This window comes from Variovorax sp. Soil_C_33 (assembly GCF_057656935.1).
Map to the genome: position 1 here is coordinate 1 of NZ_JBDGJK010000029.1, position 15,010 is coordinate 15,010.

Below are 15,010 nucleotides of genomic sequence, written 5' to 3' on the forward strand. Positions count from 1 at the left end.
GACCTGGATCGCGCAGCGGACATCGCGGCGGCCAACCCGTACTGGAATCCGCGGCCGGTGGAACGCGAGGCGATCCGCGCGTTGCTGCAGCGCGCCTTCGAGGGCGAGTCGCCGGCCTGAGATCCCGTGTGCAAGAAGAGAAGCAAAAGAAGGAGACAACCATGACATTCAATCGCAGACAGTTCACCCAGGCCGCGGCCGCGCTCGCCGCGAGCGGCGCCGCGCCGCTGGTGTTCGCCGCCGACACGCTGAAGATCGGCTACGTGTCGCCGCAGACCGGGCCGCTCGCGCCCTTCGGCGAGGCCGACAGGTGGGTCATCGAGCAGATGAAGACCGCCTTCAAGGACGGCATCAGCGTCGGCGGCAAGAAGTACGCGGTGCAGATCGTGCTGAAGGACAGCCAATCCAATCCCAACCGCGCGGGCGAGGTCGCCAACGACCTGATCTTGAAGGACAAGGTGGCGCTGGTGCTGACGGCAGGCACGCCCGAGACGGCCAATCCGGTGAGCGATGCCTGCGAGCTCAACGAAGTGCCCTGCGTCTCCAGCGTGGTGCCGTGGCAGCCCTGGTTCTTCGGCCGCAAGGGCGATCCGGCCAAGGGCTTTGCCTGGACCTACCACGTGTTCTGGGGGCTGGAAGACGTCATCGCCAACTTCACCAACGGCTGGAAGACGGTCGAAACCAACAAGAAGGTCGGCGGCCTGTTCCCCAACGACGGAGACGGCAATGCCTGGGGCGACAAGGAACTCGGCTTCCCGAAGCCGCTGGCGCAGATGGGCTTCACGCTCACCGATCCGGGCCGCTTCCAGAACGGTACGCAGGACTTCAGCGCGCAGATCGCGGCCTTCAAGCGCGACAACGTCGAGATCGTGACCGGCGTGGTGATCCCGCCCGATGCCAAGACCTTCCTCACGCAGGCGCGGCAGCAGGGCTTCAAGCCGAAGGTCATCACGCTGGGCAAGGCGCTGCTGTTCCCGGGCGCGATCGAGGCGCTGGGCGATCTGGGCCACGGCCTGTCGACCGAGGTGTGGTGGAGTCCGTCGCATCCCTTCACCTCGAGCCTCACGAAGCAGAGCGCCAAGTCGCTGGCCGAGGCTTACGAGGCCGGCGCGAAGAAGCAATGGACACAGCCGATCGGCTTTGCGCATGCCTTGTTCGAAGTCGCGTCCAACGCGCTCTCGCGCGCCAAGTCGACCAAGGCGGCGGACGTGCGCGATGCGGTTGCGGCGACCTCGCTCGACACGGTGGTGGGCCCGGTGAAGTGGGGCGGGCAGGGCCCGTTCAAGAACGTGAGCAAGACGCCGCTGGTACTGGGCCAGTGGAACAAGGGCCAGAAGTACAAGGTCGAGCTCACCATCGTCAACAACGAGGCCGCCAAGAGCATTCCGGCCGGCGGGACCTTGAAGCCACTTTCGACATGAAGTCGCTCCCTTCCAGGAACACCGCGGAACCGGCTTTGCCGGGCCGCTGGTGTTGCCCCCGGCGAGGGGGTTGGCGAAGCGACACGAAGTGCGCGAAGCCTGGGGGTGAGCCATGATCCTCGCGCTGCACGGCGTCTGCAAGTCCTACGGCGCGCTCAAGGTCACCGACGACATCACGCTCGCGGTGGCCGAGGGCGAGACGCTGGGCATCCTCGGGCCGAACGGCGCGGGCAAGACCACGCTGTTCAACCTGATCTCGGGCGACGTGCGCGTCGACGCCGGGCGCGTGGAATACGAAGGGCGCGACATCACCACGCTCAAGCCGCACCAGCGCTGCCATGCCGGCATCGGCCGCAGCTACCAGGTGCCGCAGCCCTTCGGCCACATGAGCGTGTTCGAGAACCTGGTCACGGCCGCCTGCTTCGGCGCCGGCCAGGCCGAGCGCGAGGCCTGGCAGACGGCGCAGGAGGTGCTGGCCGAAACCGGCCTCATGGCGCATGCCAACAAGCCGGCCGGCGGCCTGACCCTGCTCGATCGCAAGCGGCTCGAGCTGGCGCGTGCGCTGGCGACGCGGCCCAGGCTGCTCTTGCTCGACGAGATCGCGGGCGGGCTGACCGAGCCCGAGGCGAAGCAACTGGTGGAAGAGTTGAAGCAGATCAAGGCGCGCGGCGTGACCATGATCTGGATCGAGCACGTGGTGCATGCGCTGCTCTCTCTGGCCGATCGGCTCTTCGTCATCAACTTCGGGCAGAAGCTGGCGGAAGGCGAGCCGCGGGCGGTGATGGGCGATCCGGAAGTGCGCAGGGTCTACATGGGGATGGAGGCCTGATGACGAAGCTGCTCACGGCCCGAGGCCTGAAGGCCTTCTACGGCGACGCCCAGGCGCTCTTCGGCATCGACTTCGAGCTGGCGCAGGGTGAGCTGGTCGCGGTCATCGGTGCCAATGGCGCGGGCAAGTCCACGCTGCTCAAGTGCCTGACGGGCCTGGTGCGGGCGCCGCGCGAGGCGGTGCACTTCAAGGGCGAGGCAATCGGCAGCCTCGCGCCCGGCGAGATCGTGAAGCGCGGGCTCGCGATGGTGCCCGAGGGCCGGCGCCTGTTCGCAAGCCTCAGCGTGGAAGAGAACCTGCTGATCGGCGGCCACACCGGCCGCAAGGGGCCATGGAACCTGCAGCGCCTCTATGCGCTGTTCCCCCTCCTCGCCGACAAGCGGCACGACCCCGGCACCTCGCTCTCGGGCGGCCAGCAGCAGATGGTGGCGCTGGGCCGCGCGCTGATGAGCAATCCCGAGGTGCTCTTGTGCGACGAGCTCTCGCTGGGCCTGGCGCCGATCGTGATCCGCGAGATCTACGCCGCCATGCCGGCCATCACCGGCGAAGGCATGACGGTGGTGATCGTCGAGCAGGACGTGGGCATGGCGCAGCGCGTGTCGCAGCGCATCTACTGCCTGCAGGAGGGCCGCGTCTCGCTCTCGGGTGGTTCGGGCGTGCTCACGCGCGAGCAGATCTCCCAAGCCTACTTCGGCGTCTAGCGGCCATGCTCGAAATCGTCCTCCAGGGCATCCTCCTCGGCGGCCTCTACACCCTGTTCGCCTTGGGCCAGTCGCTGATGTTCGGCGTCATGCGGCTCACCAACACGGCGCAGGGCGACTTCATCATCCTCGGCGCCTTCGCGGTGATCGCCGGCGCCACGCTCGCCGGCGGCGTGCCCTTCGGGGTCGCGCTGGCGGTGCTGCCGCTGGCCTTCGGCTTCGGCTATGCGCTGCAGCGCTACGTGCTCAACGGCACGCTGGGCAAGGACCCGCTGCCCTCGTTGGTCGTGACCTTCGGCCTCTCGATCGTGATCCAGAACCTGCTCTTGGAACTGTTCTCGGCCGATCCGCGCTCGATCGAGACCGGCGGCCTCAACACGCTGGGGCTGCGGTTCGGCGAGTCGCTGTCGCTGGGCGTGCTGCCATTGGTGGTGCTCGCGATCGCGGTGCTCGCGACGGCGGCGCTGCAATGGCTCTTCGCGCGCACGGCGCTCGGCCGCTCATTCCGCGCCGTGTCGGACGACCGCGAGATCGCCGAGCTCATGGGGCTCGATGCGAAGGAGGTCTATGCCTTCGCCACCGCCATCGCCTTCGTGCTGATCGCGGTGGCCGGCGCGCTGCAGGGCATGCGCACGACGGTGTCGCCTTCGGACGGACCGCTGTTGCTGCTGTTCGCCTTCGAGGCGGTCATCATCGGCGGCATGGGCTCCTTCTGGGGCACGCTGGCCGGCGCCATGATCCTCGGCCTGTCGCAGCAGATCGGCTTCCGGATCGATCCGGGCTGGGGCATCTGGGTCGGGCACATCGTCTTCCTGCTGGTGCTGGTGCTCCGGCCGCAGGGGCTCTTTCCGAAAACACGAGGCTGATGCGATGACCAGGAATCCGGTTTTGACCCCGAACCCGGCCTTCGACGTGGTGCGCAGCACAGCCGCCAGCCGCGCCGCGCTGGTGGTGGCTGCCGCGCTGGTTGCCCTTGCCGCCAGCTTGCCTTTCTGGGGCGAATCGAGCTGGATGCGCGAGTTCGTCGAGATCGCCTGCTACTTCATCTTCGCGATGATGTGGAACCTGCTCGCCGGCTACGGCGGCATGGTCAGCATCGGCCAGCAGGCCTTCTTCGGCTTCGGCGGCTACGTGATGCTGATGCTCGGCAACTTCGCCGGCGTCAATCCCTTCATCGCCATTCCGCTCGGCGCATTGGCGGCAGGGGCCATCGCGGTGCCGGTGTCCTTCGTCGCCTTCCGCCTCTCGGGCGGTTACTTCGCGATCGGCACCTGGGTGATCGCCGAGGTGTTCCGGCTGAGCTTCGCCAACGTTTCGGCCGTGGGCGGCGGCTCCGGCACCACGCTCACGGCCCTGCGCGGCATCGAGCGCGCGACGCGCGAGAGCGTGACCTACTGGATGGCGCTGGCTTGCGTGGTGGCGGCGATCGCGCTGGTCTACGTCTTCCTGCGCAGCAAGCGCGGCCTGGCCCTGCTCGCGATCCGCGACAACGAGGTGGCGGCCGAATCGCAGGGCATTCCGGTGGTGCGCATGAAGCTCGCGGTGTACGTGGTCGCGGCATTCGGCGCCGGCCTCGCGGGTGCGCTCTACTTCGTGGGCAACCTGCGCATCAGCCCCGACGCCGCCTTCAGCGTGAACTGGACCGCGTTCGCCATCTTCATGGTGGTGATCGGCGGCATCGGCCGCATCGAAGGGCCGCTGGTGGGCGCGCTCATCTTCTGGGCGCTCAACAAGTTCTTCAGCGACTACGGCACCTGGTACCTGCTGGGCCTCGGCCTGCTGGCGATCGTGGTCACCCTCTTCTTCAAGCAGGGGCTCTGGGGCTACGCGCAGCAGCGCTGGGGCTGGTCGCTGTTTCCGACGCAGCGGCGGTTGGCAGGAAACCTCCTTGAGACGAGGCGTTAGGAGGGCGTGAGCGCCACCGGCACCATCCCGATCATGAGCACGCGCGTTCGCCCGAGCGGGTGTCGCCGGACATGTACCCCGAGTTGGAAGATCCGCCGCAGCCTGCCGCGGACGGAGCCGGTCTTTCAACGAGGGCGGCCGAGCTGATGATGCGAGCCGACGCCACGCCGACGCGCTGACCGGCCGCGATTCCTCGTATCGACGGCGGCGGCACGCTGCTCAACCGGGCCGGACTTCGCGAGCCGGCCTCGCCTTGCCCGCCGCTGCAATGGTGTCGAGCACCAGCCGCATGCCCCTGCCGACCGGCTTGTCGCGCCGCATGACCAGCGCCAGCGTGCGCGCCATGCGCGGCTGCAGCCGGCTCACCTTCAGCTCGCGATCAGCCGGCGCGTGTTGGCCGCCGGCTCGAAGAGCACCAGCGGCAGGCGCTGCAGATCATCACCGCCTACTCGGGCGTGCTGCCCTTCGTGATGCAGGACTGGGGCATGACGGCCGCGCAGGCCGGCTCGATCCAGAGCGCCTGGCATCTGGGCTACCTGGCCTCCTTGTCCGCAGTCGGCCTGCTCGCCGATCGGGTCGGCGCGCACCGGGTGCTGGCGGTCGGCAGCGCGCTCGGTTCCATCGCGGCGCTGGTCTTCGCGGTGTTCGCGCAGGGCCACCGTCGCGCTGGAGTTCGGTCGGCCTGGGTGCGCTCTTGGGGCCGTGGATGATCGCGCGCTTCGCGCGGCTGCAGCGCGCCCGTTGAGAAGAACGGTGCCTGAAGGCAACGCCCCTCGGCGCTCCAGCAGGCCGATGCGCTGCTTGACATGCAGGTATTTACCTGCATATCATTCCTCACGCACGAACACCACGGATGGACGCTGACAAGATTTTCAAGGCGCTGGGCGACCCGACCCGCAGAAAGCTGCTCGACCTGCTGTACGAGCGGAACGGGCAGACGCTGGGCGAGCTCTGCGAGCACCTGGACATGGCGCGGCAATCGGCCACCCAGCACATCGGGGTCCTCGAGGAGGCCAATCTGGTGAGCACGATCTGGCGTGGCCGGGAGAAGCTGCATTTCATCAACCCGGTGCCGCTGCACGAGGTCTACGAGCGGTGGGTGCGGAAGTTCGAACGCCAGCGGCTCAGCCTGCTGCACGACCTGAAGAAGGAACTCGAAGGAGATTGACGATGAATGAAAAGTATTCCCAGCCGACGGCTACACCGGCGTCGCCGCAAGAGAAGACCAGCTTCGTGTATGTGACCTACATCCGCTCGACGCCTGAAAAGGTGTTCGAGGCCATCACGAAACCGGAGATCGCGCGGCGCTACTGGGGCCACGAGAACGTCTCCGACTGGAAGCCCGGATCGACCTGGGAGCACGTGCGCGCCAACGAGCAGCGCACGGTCGAACTGGTCGGCAAGGTGGTCGAGGTCGCGCCGCCGACGCGACTGGTCATCACGTGGGCGAACGCCTCGCAGGCCGCCGATCCGGCCAGCTACAGCCGCGTGAGCTTCGACGTCGTGGCATACGAGGAGATGGTGCGGCTGACCGTCACCCACGACGAACTCGAGGCCGGCAGCGGGATGGCCAAAGGCATCCAGCAGGGCTGGCCGGCCGTTCTTTCCAGCCTGAAGTCCCTGCTGGAAACGGGGCAGGGCATCGATGTCTTCGCCAAGCCCAAAGTGGCCTGATTGGTCGGCCTGCATCGGGAGTTGTTCCAATGACCCAGCCCTACACCGGTGGATGCGCGTGCGGCGCGATCCGCTACGCAACCCAGCACGCGCCCGTCTTCCAGAACCACTGTCAGTGCCGCGACTGCCGGCGGCGCAGCGGCACCGGGCACGGTTCCTGGCTGACCTTTCCCGCGCGCGCCGAGATGACGATCACCGGCGAGGCGACCCACTGGCAGGTCGCCGCCGACAACGGCAACGTGAAGGTCCACGCCTTCTGCCCGGTCTGCGGAACGCCGGTCTACCTGCGCTTTGCCGCGACACCGGAGCTGATCGCGGTCCCTGCAGGCAGCCTGGACGACCCGGCCCGCTTCGTGCCGCAGGCCCTCACCTATGGCGTCCGCGGGTTGGCGTGGGACACCATCGATCCTTCGTTGCAGGCATTCGAGCGGATGCCGTCCGGCTAGTGCGCTTCAATGCGTGACGCGGCCCCGCATGGCGGCCGGATGCCCGGCCAGCCCGAAGGATTTGCCTGTCGGCACGAGCGTGTCGCCGTCCACGCGCAGGATCGTGATGTCCTGGTCGATGAAGTTGCCGATGTAGAGGTACTTGCCGTCGGCGCTGAACACCGCGCCCTCCGGCAGGCCGCGCACCTCGACCTCGTTGGTGCGCGTGACCTTCCGGCCGTCGATCCGCAAGCCCACCACGGAGCCGTTGCGGTTGTAGAAGTAGGCGTTCTTGGCCGAGTTGCTGCCGCGCAGCAGCACCGCGACGGCGAACTTGCCGGTCGGGCTGACGGCCAGGCCTTCGGGACCGTCGCCGACCACCACCTTGTCGATCACGCGCGGCGGCTTCGCTTCGAGGTCGATCACGCTCACCGTGTCGATCTGGCCGTCGGAGGCGCCCGAGTTGCCGTTGTCGGCCGTGAGCGCGAGCTTGCCGTCGGGTGTCACGTCCAGGTTGTAGGGCCAGAGGCCGGCGGCGAAATCGAGCTTGTTGTAGCTGACCTTCTCGCCCTCGACCTCTAGCATCGCGACCTTGTGGTTGGGGAACTTGCTGGCGAGCGCGCGCCGGCCGTCGGGCGTGAAGCGCACGTGCGAGACCGACTCGCCCATGGCCACGGTGTCGATCAGCGTCACCTTCTGGCCGGCGATGCGCAGCACGCTGACCGAGTTGTCGGCGCGGTTGGCCACCAGTGCCAGCGTGCCCGCGCGGTTGATCGACAGGCCCGAGGGCTGCCTGCCGACGGCGAGCGTGTCGACCAGCTTCGGCGGCGTGGCGGCGAGGTCGATCACGAACAGCCGGTTGTCCGGCACCTGGCGGCGCACGCCGTTCTCCTCGACCACGTTGAGCGAGTTGGCGACCAGCGCCAGCTTCTCGTCGGCCGTGATCGCGAGGTTGGTCGGCGGGCCGGCGATGGTGTTGTCCAGCGGCAGCGTGACCACGTTGCGCGGCGCGAGCGGGTCGGTGCCGATGTCGATCACCTGCACGTTGTCGCGCCCGTGGGCAGCAAGCACCACGGCGCCGGCGTCGGTCCAGGACTGCTTCTCGTCGTTGGCGACCAGGAGGAGCTGGCGTTGTCCTGGCGTCGGGGTCATGCCGGTGCAGCCGGAGAGGACGGCGAAGGCGAGCGTGCCGAGAGCAAAGAAGCGAAGGCGCATGGCGTGGTCTCCGTTGTTGTTGTCGACGGGGCCGGTCGGGTGGCCATGGTAGCCGGCCACCCGCCGTGCGGGCTCAGGGAATACCAGCCGCCGCCGTGCCCTCAGGCAGCGACCCCGCGCACCGCCCAAGCGCGCGCGCCCAGTTCGATCGACCCATCGGGCCCGACCGGCAACGCCGAGCGAACACGTTCGCGCAGCGTCGCGCGATCCGCCTCGCTCAACGACATCGCGTAGCCGGGCGCGGATCCCTGTCCGCCCAGGAACGGCGTCCAGTAGTCGTCGAAATCGCGGAACGGCGTCTCGATGTCGAGCGGTTGCACTTCCACGGCGCGCAGCCCGGCCTGGACGAACAGCGCTTCGAGCGGCGCCGGCTGGCAGAGCTGAACCGGTCGCCGGCCTTCGTCGAAGGCCGCGGCCGCGGGGTCCAGTTCGACCGCCACTTCCCAGAAGCGACGCATGAGATCCATCCTGCCCGCGTAGTCCCACACATACGCGGCCACGGTGCCGCCGGGGCGCGCTGCGCGTGCCATCCCGGCGACCGCGAGTTCGGGTTTGGGAACGAAGTTGAGCATCAGCGCGCCGACGACCGCATCGAAACCATGGGACTCGACCGGCAGCTGCTGCGCATCGCCGATCTCGAATGAGGCTCGCGCATCCGCCGCATGCGCACGTGCGTGTTCGATGAAGCCAGCGGAGGGGTCGATGCCGAGCACCGAAGCGGGCTGCGCCAGGTCGAGGATGGCGGCAGTGAGCGCGCCTGTGCCGCAGCCGATGTCGAGCCATCTCGATTCCGGCGGCACCTGGAGCCAGCCCAGGAATCCGGGCGCGACCTTCCGGCTCCAGCGCCCCATGTATGGCTCGTAGAGATCGCCGGCCGCCCATGTCTGCTTTCGATTCGCCATGCGCCGCTCCTTCGGGACGTAGCCCCGCTGCCCAGGGATGCGGGCGGGTGCGGGCTCAGCGCATTCTGCCCTTCTTGCCGGCGCTGGACTCCTGGCCGTGGCGTATTGCACGCTTCGGCCAATCGCTTGCGCAAATCCGCCGAAGCGTGAAATCCATCGCTTCCGCGCGCGGCTTCGCGCGCATCCAATGGACTCCCTGGTCTTCAACCAAAGGGCCGCCATGTTCTCCAAGCTGTTGAGTTCATCCCGACGCGTCTGGCACCGGACTTCGCCCGTGCGGCGACAGGCGGTCGTGGCGCAGGCGCACGGCCAGATCATGTTGCTCGACTGCCAATGGCACGAAGGCTGGTGGACGGGCGTGGTCAAGATCCGCGACGCCTCGGAAGACCGCGTCGTGCATGTCTGCATCGAGCTGCGGGCCACCGCCGACGATGCACTGGACGATGCCGAGCACGATGCGCAGCGCCTGGCGCTGATGTTCGCGCAGTAGGAGGAGACCCGCCATGCACCCCGACGCAATCGAACTGATCGTGGACGAGCCCGTCGCCGGCCACTTCTACTGGATCCTGCAGAAGCACGCCGAGCTCGACGGCAAACCGATCGCGATCGAATCCGCGCAAGGCCCGATGCCGAGCTACAGCGCCGCGATGATGGCCGGCATCGAGGCGCTGCAGCAGCGGGCCGACCGCCGGGGGGAGGGCAGTGCCTGCCCGGTCGTCACCGTGTACGTCGATCCGTTCAGCGCAGCATCGCCGACATCGCCGAGCAGCAGTTGAGCATGCGCACCGCGGCCTCGACCGAGGGCGCGGAAAAGCGCAGCTCGGTCGCGGCAACGCGCTCGAACTCGGGCCACTGGCAGAACAGGTCGGCCATGGCCGGCGCCTGGGTGCGCAAGCTGACTGCCAGCGGTTTCTGCATGACGAAGGGCCGCGCGCCTTCACGTGCCGCAAGCGCTGCCTTCACGCCGGCGCGGATCGCCTCGCACGATTGCGCCGGCGACAGCGACACCCCGCTGGTCTGGCCGGTCGCGCGCTTGGTCTGCACGAAGGTGGCGTGCGGGAACAGCGGGCGGTTCTCCGCGATGAAGACATCGTCGCCGCTGGCCATCAGCACGGGGGCGCCGTACTCGCCCGCCAGCGCGCCATAGAGCGCGGCCTCGCCCACGGCCTGGCCGTTGATCTCGATGCCGGCGAAGGCGAAGCTGTTGATGGTGTGCGCGAGGATGCCCAGGCCCTGGGCGCGCGAGTGGTAGCCGATCATGCAGACGCCGTCCATGCCGAGCTCCACGCCGCTCACCATGCTCAGGTAGCGCGGCTTGCCCTGGATCACCTGGGCGCGCGCGTCGAGCAGGTCGGGCAGCATGTTGCGGAAGTCGCCGTGCGAGTCGTTGACCCAGACCTCGCTCGCGCCGCCCTCGAAGGCGCCGGCGATCGCGGCGTTCGCCTCTTCGGTCATGAGCCGGCGCGCGCGCTCGTACTCGGGATTGCCCGCACGCACCTGCTGGGCGTGGAAGACGCCGGCTACGCCTTCGATGTCGACGGAGATCAGGATTTTCATGATGCGGAGAGTTCGCGCAGCAGCGCGGCGAGCGCCGGCCGCACATGGCCGTCGCGTCCGATGACGGATTCCGCATGCCACAGCGCATGCAGGATAGCCTGCTCGGTGCTGTCTGCCGCGGCCTGGAAGAGCGCGTCGAGCAGGCCGTCGTGCAAGAGCGCGACAGCCGGCATCGGCTCCTCGCGCCGCTGCGGCAGCGTGTAGGCGGTCGAGAAGGCGAGCGCGATGTCGCCGCTGCCGTGGCCGAAGACCGAGCCGGTGCGCGCGAGGCCGGCGCCGGCGCGCAGCGCCAGGCGGCGCAGCTGGCGCGCGTCGAGCGGTGCGTCGGTGGCGACGAGCATGATGATCGAGCCCTTCTCCGGCTCGGCATCCTGCGCTGCCGCAAGCTGCCGACCGACTGGTTGGCCGGCGATGGTCAGGTTGGGCAGCAGCCCGAAGTTGGCGAGCACCATCGCGCCCACCGTGTGCGTTCCGGCGCGCCGCGATGCGCTGCCGATGCCGCCCTTGAGCGAGAAGCAGGACATGCCGCGCCCGGCGCCGACCGAGCCTTGCGCCACTTCTTCGCCGGCCGACGCGAAGGCCTGCAGGTAGTGGCCCTCGCCGACCGCCATGCGCTGGATGTCGTTGAGGAATCCGTCGTTGCACTCGAGCACCAGCGGGTTGACCGTCGGCAGTCCGCGCCCGCACTCCGGGTTCGCCGCGACGCACTGGCGGATCTGCGCCGCGGCCACGGCCGGCACCGAGAAGGTATTGGTGAGCGCGATCGGCGTTTCGAGCACGCCGAGCTCCTCGACTTGCAAAAGGCCGACGCTCTTGCCGAAGCCGTTGAGCACCGCGAAGCCCGCGGGCACGCGCTGCAGATAGGGGTCGCCGGCATGCGGGCGGATCACGGTCACGCCGGTCTGCACCGCGCCCTCGGCCAGCGTGGCATGGCCGACGGTGACGCCGGCGACTTCCGTGATGGCGTCGCGGCTGCCCGAGGGCAGGGTGCCGATGCGCGGGACCATGGCTAGAGCCGGTCTATCTTGGGGTCGAGTGCGTCGCGCAGCCCGTCGCCCAGCAGGTTGAAAGCCAGCACCGTGAAGAAGATCGCCAGCGACGGAAACAGCGCCACGTGCGGCGCATTCACCATGTCGGCGCGCGCCTCGTTGAGCATCGCGCCCCACTCGGGCATCGGCGGCTGTGCGCCCATGCCGAGGAAGCTGAGGCTGGCGGCCGTGATGATTGAGGTGCCCAGGCGCATCGTGAAGTAGACGACGATGGATGAGATGGTGCCCGGCAGGATGTGGCGCAGCAGGATGGTGCGGTCGCTGGCGCCGATGCTGCGCGTGGCCTCGATGTAGGTCAGGTTCTTCAGCACCAGCGTGTTGCCCCGCACCAGCCGCGCGAAGGCCGGCACGCTGAACACGGAGACGGCGACCACCACGTTGGTCATGCTGCTGCCCAGGATGGCGACCACGCCCAGCGCCAGCAGGATGCCGGGGAAGGCGAAGAGCACGTCGGAGATGCGCATCACGATGCGGTCCCACCAGCCGCCGTAGTACCCGGCCAGGAGGCCCAGCACGGTCCCCACGATGGCGCCGATCACCACCGAGAAGAAGCCGGCCGCGAGCGAGATGCGCGCGCCCATCAGGATGCGGCTGAAGATGTCGCGCCCGAGCGGGTCGACGCCGAACCAGTGCGCGGCCGAGGGGCCGGTGTTGAGCTTGTCGTAGTCGAAGAAGTTCTCGGCGTCGTAGGGCACGATCCACGGCGCGAGGATCGCGACCGCCACCAGCAGCAGCACGAAGACCAGCGCGCCCAGCGCCACGTGCTGCATGCGGAACTTGCGCCAGAACTCGGTCCACGGCGTGCGCACCCTGCCTTCGGCGGCGGCCGCCGGGACCGGCGCGTCACTTGTAGCGGATGGTGGGGTTGATATAGCCATAGAGCACGTCGACCACGAGATTGATCAGGATGAATTCGAGCGAGAAGAGCAGCACCAGCGCCTGGATGATCGGGTAGTCGCGCATGTCGACCGCGTCGACCAGCAGGCGCCCGAGGCCGGGCCAGTTGAACACCGCCTCGACCACGATCGAGCCGCCGAGCAGGAAGCCGAACTGCAGGCCCATCATCGTGACCACCGGGATCAGCGCGTTGCGCAGGCAGTGCTTCAGGATGACCCACTTCTCCGACACGCCCTTGGCGCGCGCGGTGCGAACAAAATCTTCCTGGATCACCTCGATGAAGGAGGCCCGCGTGAAGCGCGCCATCACCGCGGCCACGGCGGCGCCCAGCGTCAGCGAAGGCAGGATGTAGTGCCGCCACGAATCGGCGCCCACCGTCGGCAGCCAGCCGAGCTGGACCGAGAAGATCTGCATCAGGAGCATGCCGAGCGCGAAGGCCGGGAAGGAGATGCCCGACACCGCCAGCGTCATGCCGACCCGGTCGGGCCACTGGTTGCGGAACACCGCCGAGGTGATACCGATGGCCATGCCGAAGACCACCGCCCAGGCCATGCTGCTGATCGTCAGCAGCAGCGTCGGCATGAAGCGCTCCGCGATCTCGGTCGACACCGGCCGCTTGGAACGCAGCGAATGGCCGAAGTCGCCCTGCAGCATGTTGCCGAAGAAGCTCAGGAACTGCTGCGGCAGCGGCTTGTCGAGGCCGAGATCCGCGCGCACCAGCGCCACGGTCTCGGGGCTGGCGTCCGGCCCGGCCGCCAGCCGCGCCGGGTCGCCGGGCAGCATGTGCACGAACAGGAACACCAGCACCGCGACGATCAACAGCGTCGGCAGCAAACCCAGCAGGCGCTTCAGAACATACTGAGTCATGAACGGGTCCGCGCCGCGATCACTTGAGTTCTACCTCGTCGAAGTTGAAGCTGCCGTCCGGGATCACGTAGAAGCCGGCCAGGTTGCGCGCGCGCACCGACAGCAGCTGCTCGGTCACCAGGAAGGCCCAGGGCGCGTCCTTCCAGATGCGCTGCTGCGCGTCGGTGTAGATCTTGGCCTTGGCGGCGGGGTCGGTGGTCACCAGCGCCTTCTTGATGTCCGCGTCGACCTCGGGATTCTTGTAGTAGGCGGTGTTGAAGAGCTTGGGCGGGAAGGACTCGGAGGCCAGCAGCGGCCGCATCGCCCAGTCGGCCTCGCCGGTCGACGAGGACCAGCCCACGTAGTACATGCGCACCGGCGCGGTGGCCGGGTCCTGCGCGCTCTCGACGCGCTCGACGCGCTGGCCGGCCTCGAGCGCCAGCACCTGCACCTTGATGCCGACCTGCGCCAGTTGCTGCTGCACGAACTGGATGACCTTTTGCGCCGTCGTGTAGTTGTAGGCCGACCAGAGCGTGCTCTCGAAGCCGTTCGGGTAGCCGGCTTCCTTCAGCAGCTCGCGCGCCTTGGCCGGGTTGTAGGGCCAGGGACCGAGCTTGGCCGCGCCCTCGATGCCTTTGGGCAGCACGCCTTCGGCCGGAATCGCATAGCCCGAGAACGCTACCTTGACCAGCGCTTCCTTGTTGATCGCGTAGTTGACGGCCTCGCGCACCTTCGGGTTGTCGAAGGGCTTCTGCTGCGTGTTCATCGAGATGTAGCGATGAATGATCGAGGGCGAGCTGTTCACCTCGAGGCTCGGCTTGCTCTGCAGCGTCGCGGCCGCCTCGGGCGGCATCGGGAAGGCGAAGTGCGCCTCGTTGGTCTGCATCATTGCGGCGCGCGTGTTGTTGTCGACCACGGGGCGGAACGTGATGCTGTCGACCTTCGGGTAGCCCTTCTTCCAGTAGCCGTCGAACTTGGCGACCTTCAGGTAGTCGGTGGCCTTCCACTCGACGAACTTGAAGGGGCCGGTGCCGACCGGATTCTGCGCGATGCCCTTGTTGCCGTACTTGGCCAACGCGGCCGGCGAGATGATCACGCCCGACGGGTGCGCGAGCGTGTTGATGAAGGGCGAGAAGGGCTCGCTGAGCGTGAAGCGCACCGTGGTCGCATCGACCGCTTCGGTCTTGGCGATGTTCTTGTAGAGGTTGTAGCGCTTGAGCTTGTTGTCCGGATTGGTCACGCGGTCGAAGGTGGCTTTCACGGCCTCGGCATTGAAGGGCGTGCCGTCGTGGAACTGCACGCCGGTGCGCAGCTTGACGGTGTAGACCAGGCCGTCCTTGCTGACGGTGTGGCTCGTGGCCAGCACCGGCACCATCTTCATGTCCTTGTCGAAGCCGTAGAGGCCCTGGTAGAAGGACTTGGCGACGGCCTGCGACAGCGTGTCGTTGGCGTCGTACGGGTCGGTGGTCGTGAAGCCGGACTGCACGGCGACGACGATGTCCTTGGCGGCGTGCGCCGACAGTGCGAAGCCGGCCAGGCCGGCGATGGCGAGCGCGGCGGCGATGCGGGAGAGGCGTTGCTTGTTCATG

19 protein-coding genes and 1 pseudogene are annotated in these 15,010 nt (G+C 68.1%); 12 read left to right on the forward strand and 8 right to left on the reverse strand.

Annotated elements, in window-relative coordinates:
• From AC3A6B_RS28950 to AC3A6B_RS28975, 6 genes and pseudogenes are all read left to right on the forward strand, one after another.
• Positions 1-120: pseudogene (locus AC3A6B_RS28950) on the forward strand (maleylacetate reductase); the annotation flags it as partial.
• Positions 121-161: 41 nt separating this feature from the next.
• On the forward strand, positions 162-1,421 hold the full coding sequence (locus tag AC3A6B_RS28955; protein WP_487840080.1) for an ABC transporter substrate-binding protein: 1,260 nt from the start codon (positions 162-164) through the stop codon (positions 1,419-1,421).
• A 112-nt stretch (positions 1,422-1,533) separates the two neighbouring features.
• Positions 1,534-2,250, forward strand: coding sequence for an ABC transporter ATP-binding protein (locus AC3A6B_RS28960; protein WP_487840081.1), 717 nt, complete (start codon positions 1,534-1,536; stop codon positions 2,248-2,250).
• Positions 2,250-2,951: an ABC transporter ATP-binding protein gene (locus tag AC3A6B_RS28965; protein WP_487840082.1), complete on the forward strand. Its 702-nt coding sequence runs from the start codon at positions 2,250-2,252 to the stop codon at positions 2,949-2,951. The genes AC3A6B_RS28960 and AC3A6B_RS28965 overlap by 1 nt, the downstream gene beginning before the upstream one ends.
• A gap of 5 nt (positions 2,952-2,956) precedes the next feature.
• Positions 2,957-3,817: a branched-chain amino acid ABC transporter permease gene (locus tag AC3A6B_RS28970; protein ID WP_487840083.1), complete on the forward strand. Its 861-nt coding sequence runs from the start codon at positions 2,957-2,959 to the stop codon at positions 3,815-3,817.
• A 22-nt stretch (positions 3,818-3,839) separates the two neighbouring features.
• On the forward strand, positions 3,840-4,856 hold the full coding sequence (locus AC3A6B_RS28975; RefSeq protein WP_487840084.1) for a branched-chain amino acid ABC transporter permease: 1,017 nt from the start codon (positions 3,840-3,842) through the stop codon (positions 4,854-4,856).
• Positions 4,857-5,075: 219 nt separating this feature from the next.
• On the opposite strand, the gene AC3A6B_RS28980 is transcribed toward AC3A6B_RS28975, so the two are convergent.
• Entirely contained in the window at positions 5,076-5,222 is a 147-nt protein-coding gene (locus AC3A6B_RS28980; RefSeq protein ID WP_487840085.1) for a hypothetical protein, read from the reverse strand.
• An 89-nt stretch (positions 5,223-5,311) separates the two neighbouring features.
• Between AC3A6B_RS28980 and AC3A6B_RS28985 the strand changes: the two genes are divergently transcribed.
• The 4 genes from AC3A6B_RS28985 to AC3A6B_RS29000 all read left to right on the forward strand — a co-directional run bounded on the left by AC3A6B_RS28985 (position 5,312) and on the right by AC3A6B_RS29000 (position 6,976).
• Positions 5,312-5,566 (forward strand): MFS transporter, encoded by a 255-nt coding sequence (locus AC3A6B_RS28985; protein ID WP_487840086.1) that lies wholly within the window; start codon positions 5,312-5,314, stop codon positions 5,564-5,566.
• Between the two features lie 143 nt (positions 5,567-5,709).
• The gene (locus AC3A6B_RS28990; RefSeq protein WP_487840087.1) at positions 5,710-6,024 is read left to right on the forward strand and encodes an ArsR/SmtB family transcription factor; all 315 of its coding nucleotides are present in this window, start codon (positions 5,710-5,712) and stop codon (positions 6,022-6,024) included.
• 2 nt (positions 6,025-6,026) lie between these two features.
• Positions 6,027-6,530 (forward strand): SRPBCC family protein, encoded by a 504-nt coding sequence (locus AC3A6B_RS28995; protein WP_487840088.1) that lies wholly within the window; start codon positions 6,027-6,029, stop codon positions 6,528-6,530.
• A gap of 29 nt (positions 6,531-6,559) precedes the next feature.
• A complete protein-coding gene (locus tag AC3A6B_RS29000) occupies positions 6,560-6,976 on the forward strand; it encodes a GFA family protein (RefSeq protein ID WP_487840089.1) in 417 nt (138 codons plus the stop codon).
• A gap of 6 nt (positions 6,977-6,982) precedes the next feature.
• Here AC3A6B_RS29000 and AC3A6B_RS29005 read toward each other — a convergent pair whose 3' ends face one another.
• Both AC3A6B_RS29005 and AC3A6B_RS29010 read right to left on the reverse strand, forming a co-directional pair.
• Positions 6,983-8,170, reverse strand: coding sequence for a YncE family protein (locus AC3A6B_RS29005; RefSeq protein WP_487840090.1), 1,188 nt, complete (start codon positions 8,168-8,170; stop codon positions 6,983-6,985).
• A 101-nt stretch (positions 8,171-8,271) separates the two neighbouring features.
• The gene (locus tag AC3A6B_RS29010; RefSeq protein ID WP_487840091.1) at positions 8,272-9,072 is read right to left on the reverse strand and encodes a class I SAM-dependent methyltransferase; all 801 of its coding nucleotides are present in this window, start codon (positions 9,070-9,072) and stop codon (positions 8,272-8,274) included.
• Between the two features lie 220 nt (positions 9,073-9,292).
• Between AC3A6B_RS29010 and AC3A6B_RS29015 the strand changes: the two genes are divergently transcribed.
• Complete coding sequence (locus AC3A6B_RS29015) at positions 9,293-9,562, forward strand: hypothetical protein (protein WP_487840092.1); 270 nt, start codon at positions 9,293-9,295, stop codon at positions 9,560-9,562.
• Positions 9,563-9,575: 13 nt separating this feature from the next.
• Positions 9,576-9,848, forward strand: coding sequence for a hypothetical protein (locus tag AC3A6B_RS29020; RefSeq protein ID WP_487840093.1), 273 nt, complete (start codon positions 9,576-9,578; stop codon positions 9,846-9,848).
• Here AC3A6B_RS29020 and AC3A6B_RS29025 read toward each other — a convergent pair.
• The 5 genes from AC3A6B_RS29025 to gsiB are packed head-to-tail and all read right to left on the reverse strand — an operon-like array spanning position 9,811 to position 15,009.
• The gene (locus AC3A6B_RS29025) at positions 9,811-10,629 is read right to left on the reverse strand and encodes a M55 family metallopeptidase (RefSeq protein ID WP_487840094.1); all 819 of its coding nucleotides are present in this window, start codon (positions 10,627-10,629) and stop codon (positions 9,811-9,813) included. The genes AC3A6B_RS29020 and AC3A6B_RS29025 overlap by 38 nt on opposite strands.
• Entirely contained in the window at positions 10,626-11,636 is a 1,011-nt protein-coding gene (locus AC3A6B_RS29030; RefSeq protein WP_487840095.1) for a DmpA family aminopeptidase, read from the reverse strand. Before AC3A6B_RS29030 ends, AC3A6B_RS29025 begins: the two co-directional genes overlap by 4 nt.
• Before the next feature lie 2 nt (positions 11,637-11,638).
• Positions 11,639-12,556: a glutathione ABC transporter permease GsiD gene (gene gsiD, locus AC3A6B_RS29035; protein WP_487840096.1), complete on the reverse strand. Its 918-nt coding sequence runs from the start codon at positions 12,554-12,556 to the stop codon at positions 11,639-11,641.
• Positions 12,522-13,442, reverse strand: a complete 921-nt coding sequence (gsiC, locus tag AC3A6B_RS29040) for a glutathione ABC transporter permease GsiC (protein ID WP_487840097.1) — start codon at positions 13,440-13,442, stop codon at positions 12,522-12,524. The genes gsiD and gsiC overlap by 35 nt, the downstream gene beginning before the upstream one ends.
• Positions 13,443-13,461: 19 nt before the next feature.
• Positions 13,462-15,009, reverse strand: coding sequence for a glutathione ABC transporter substrate-binding protein GsiB (gsiB, locus tag AC3A6B_RS29045; protein WP_487840098.1), 1,548 nt, complete (start codon positions 15,007-15,009; stop codon positions 13,462-13,464).
• Between the last annotated feature and the right edge of the window lies 1 nt (position 15,010).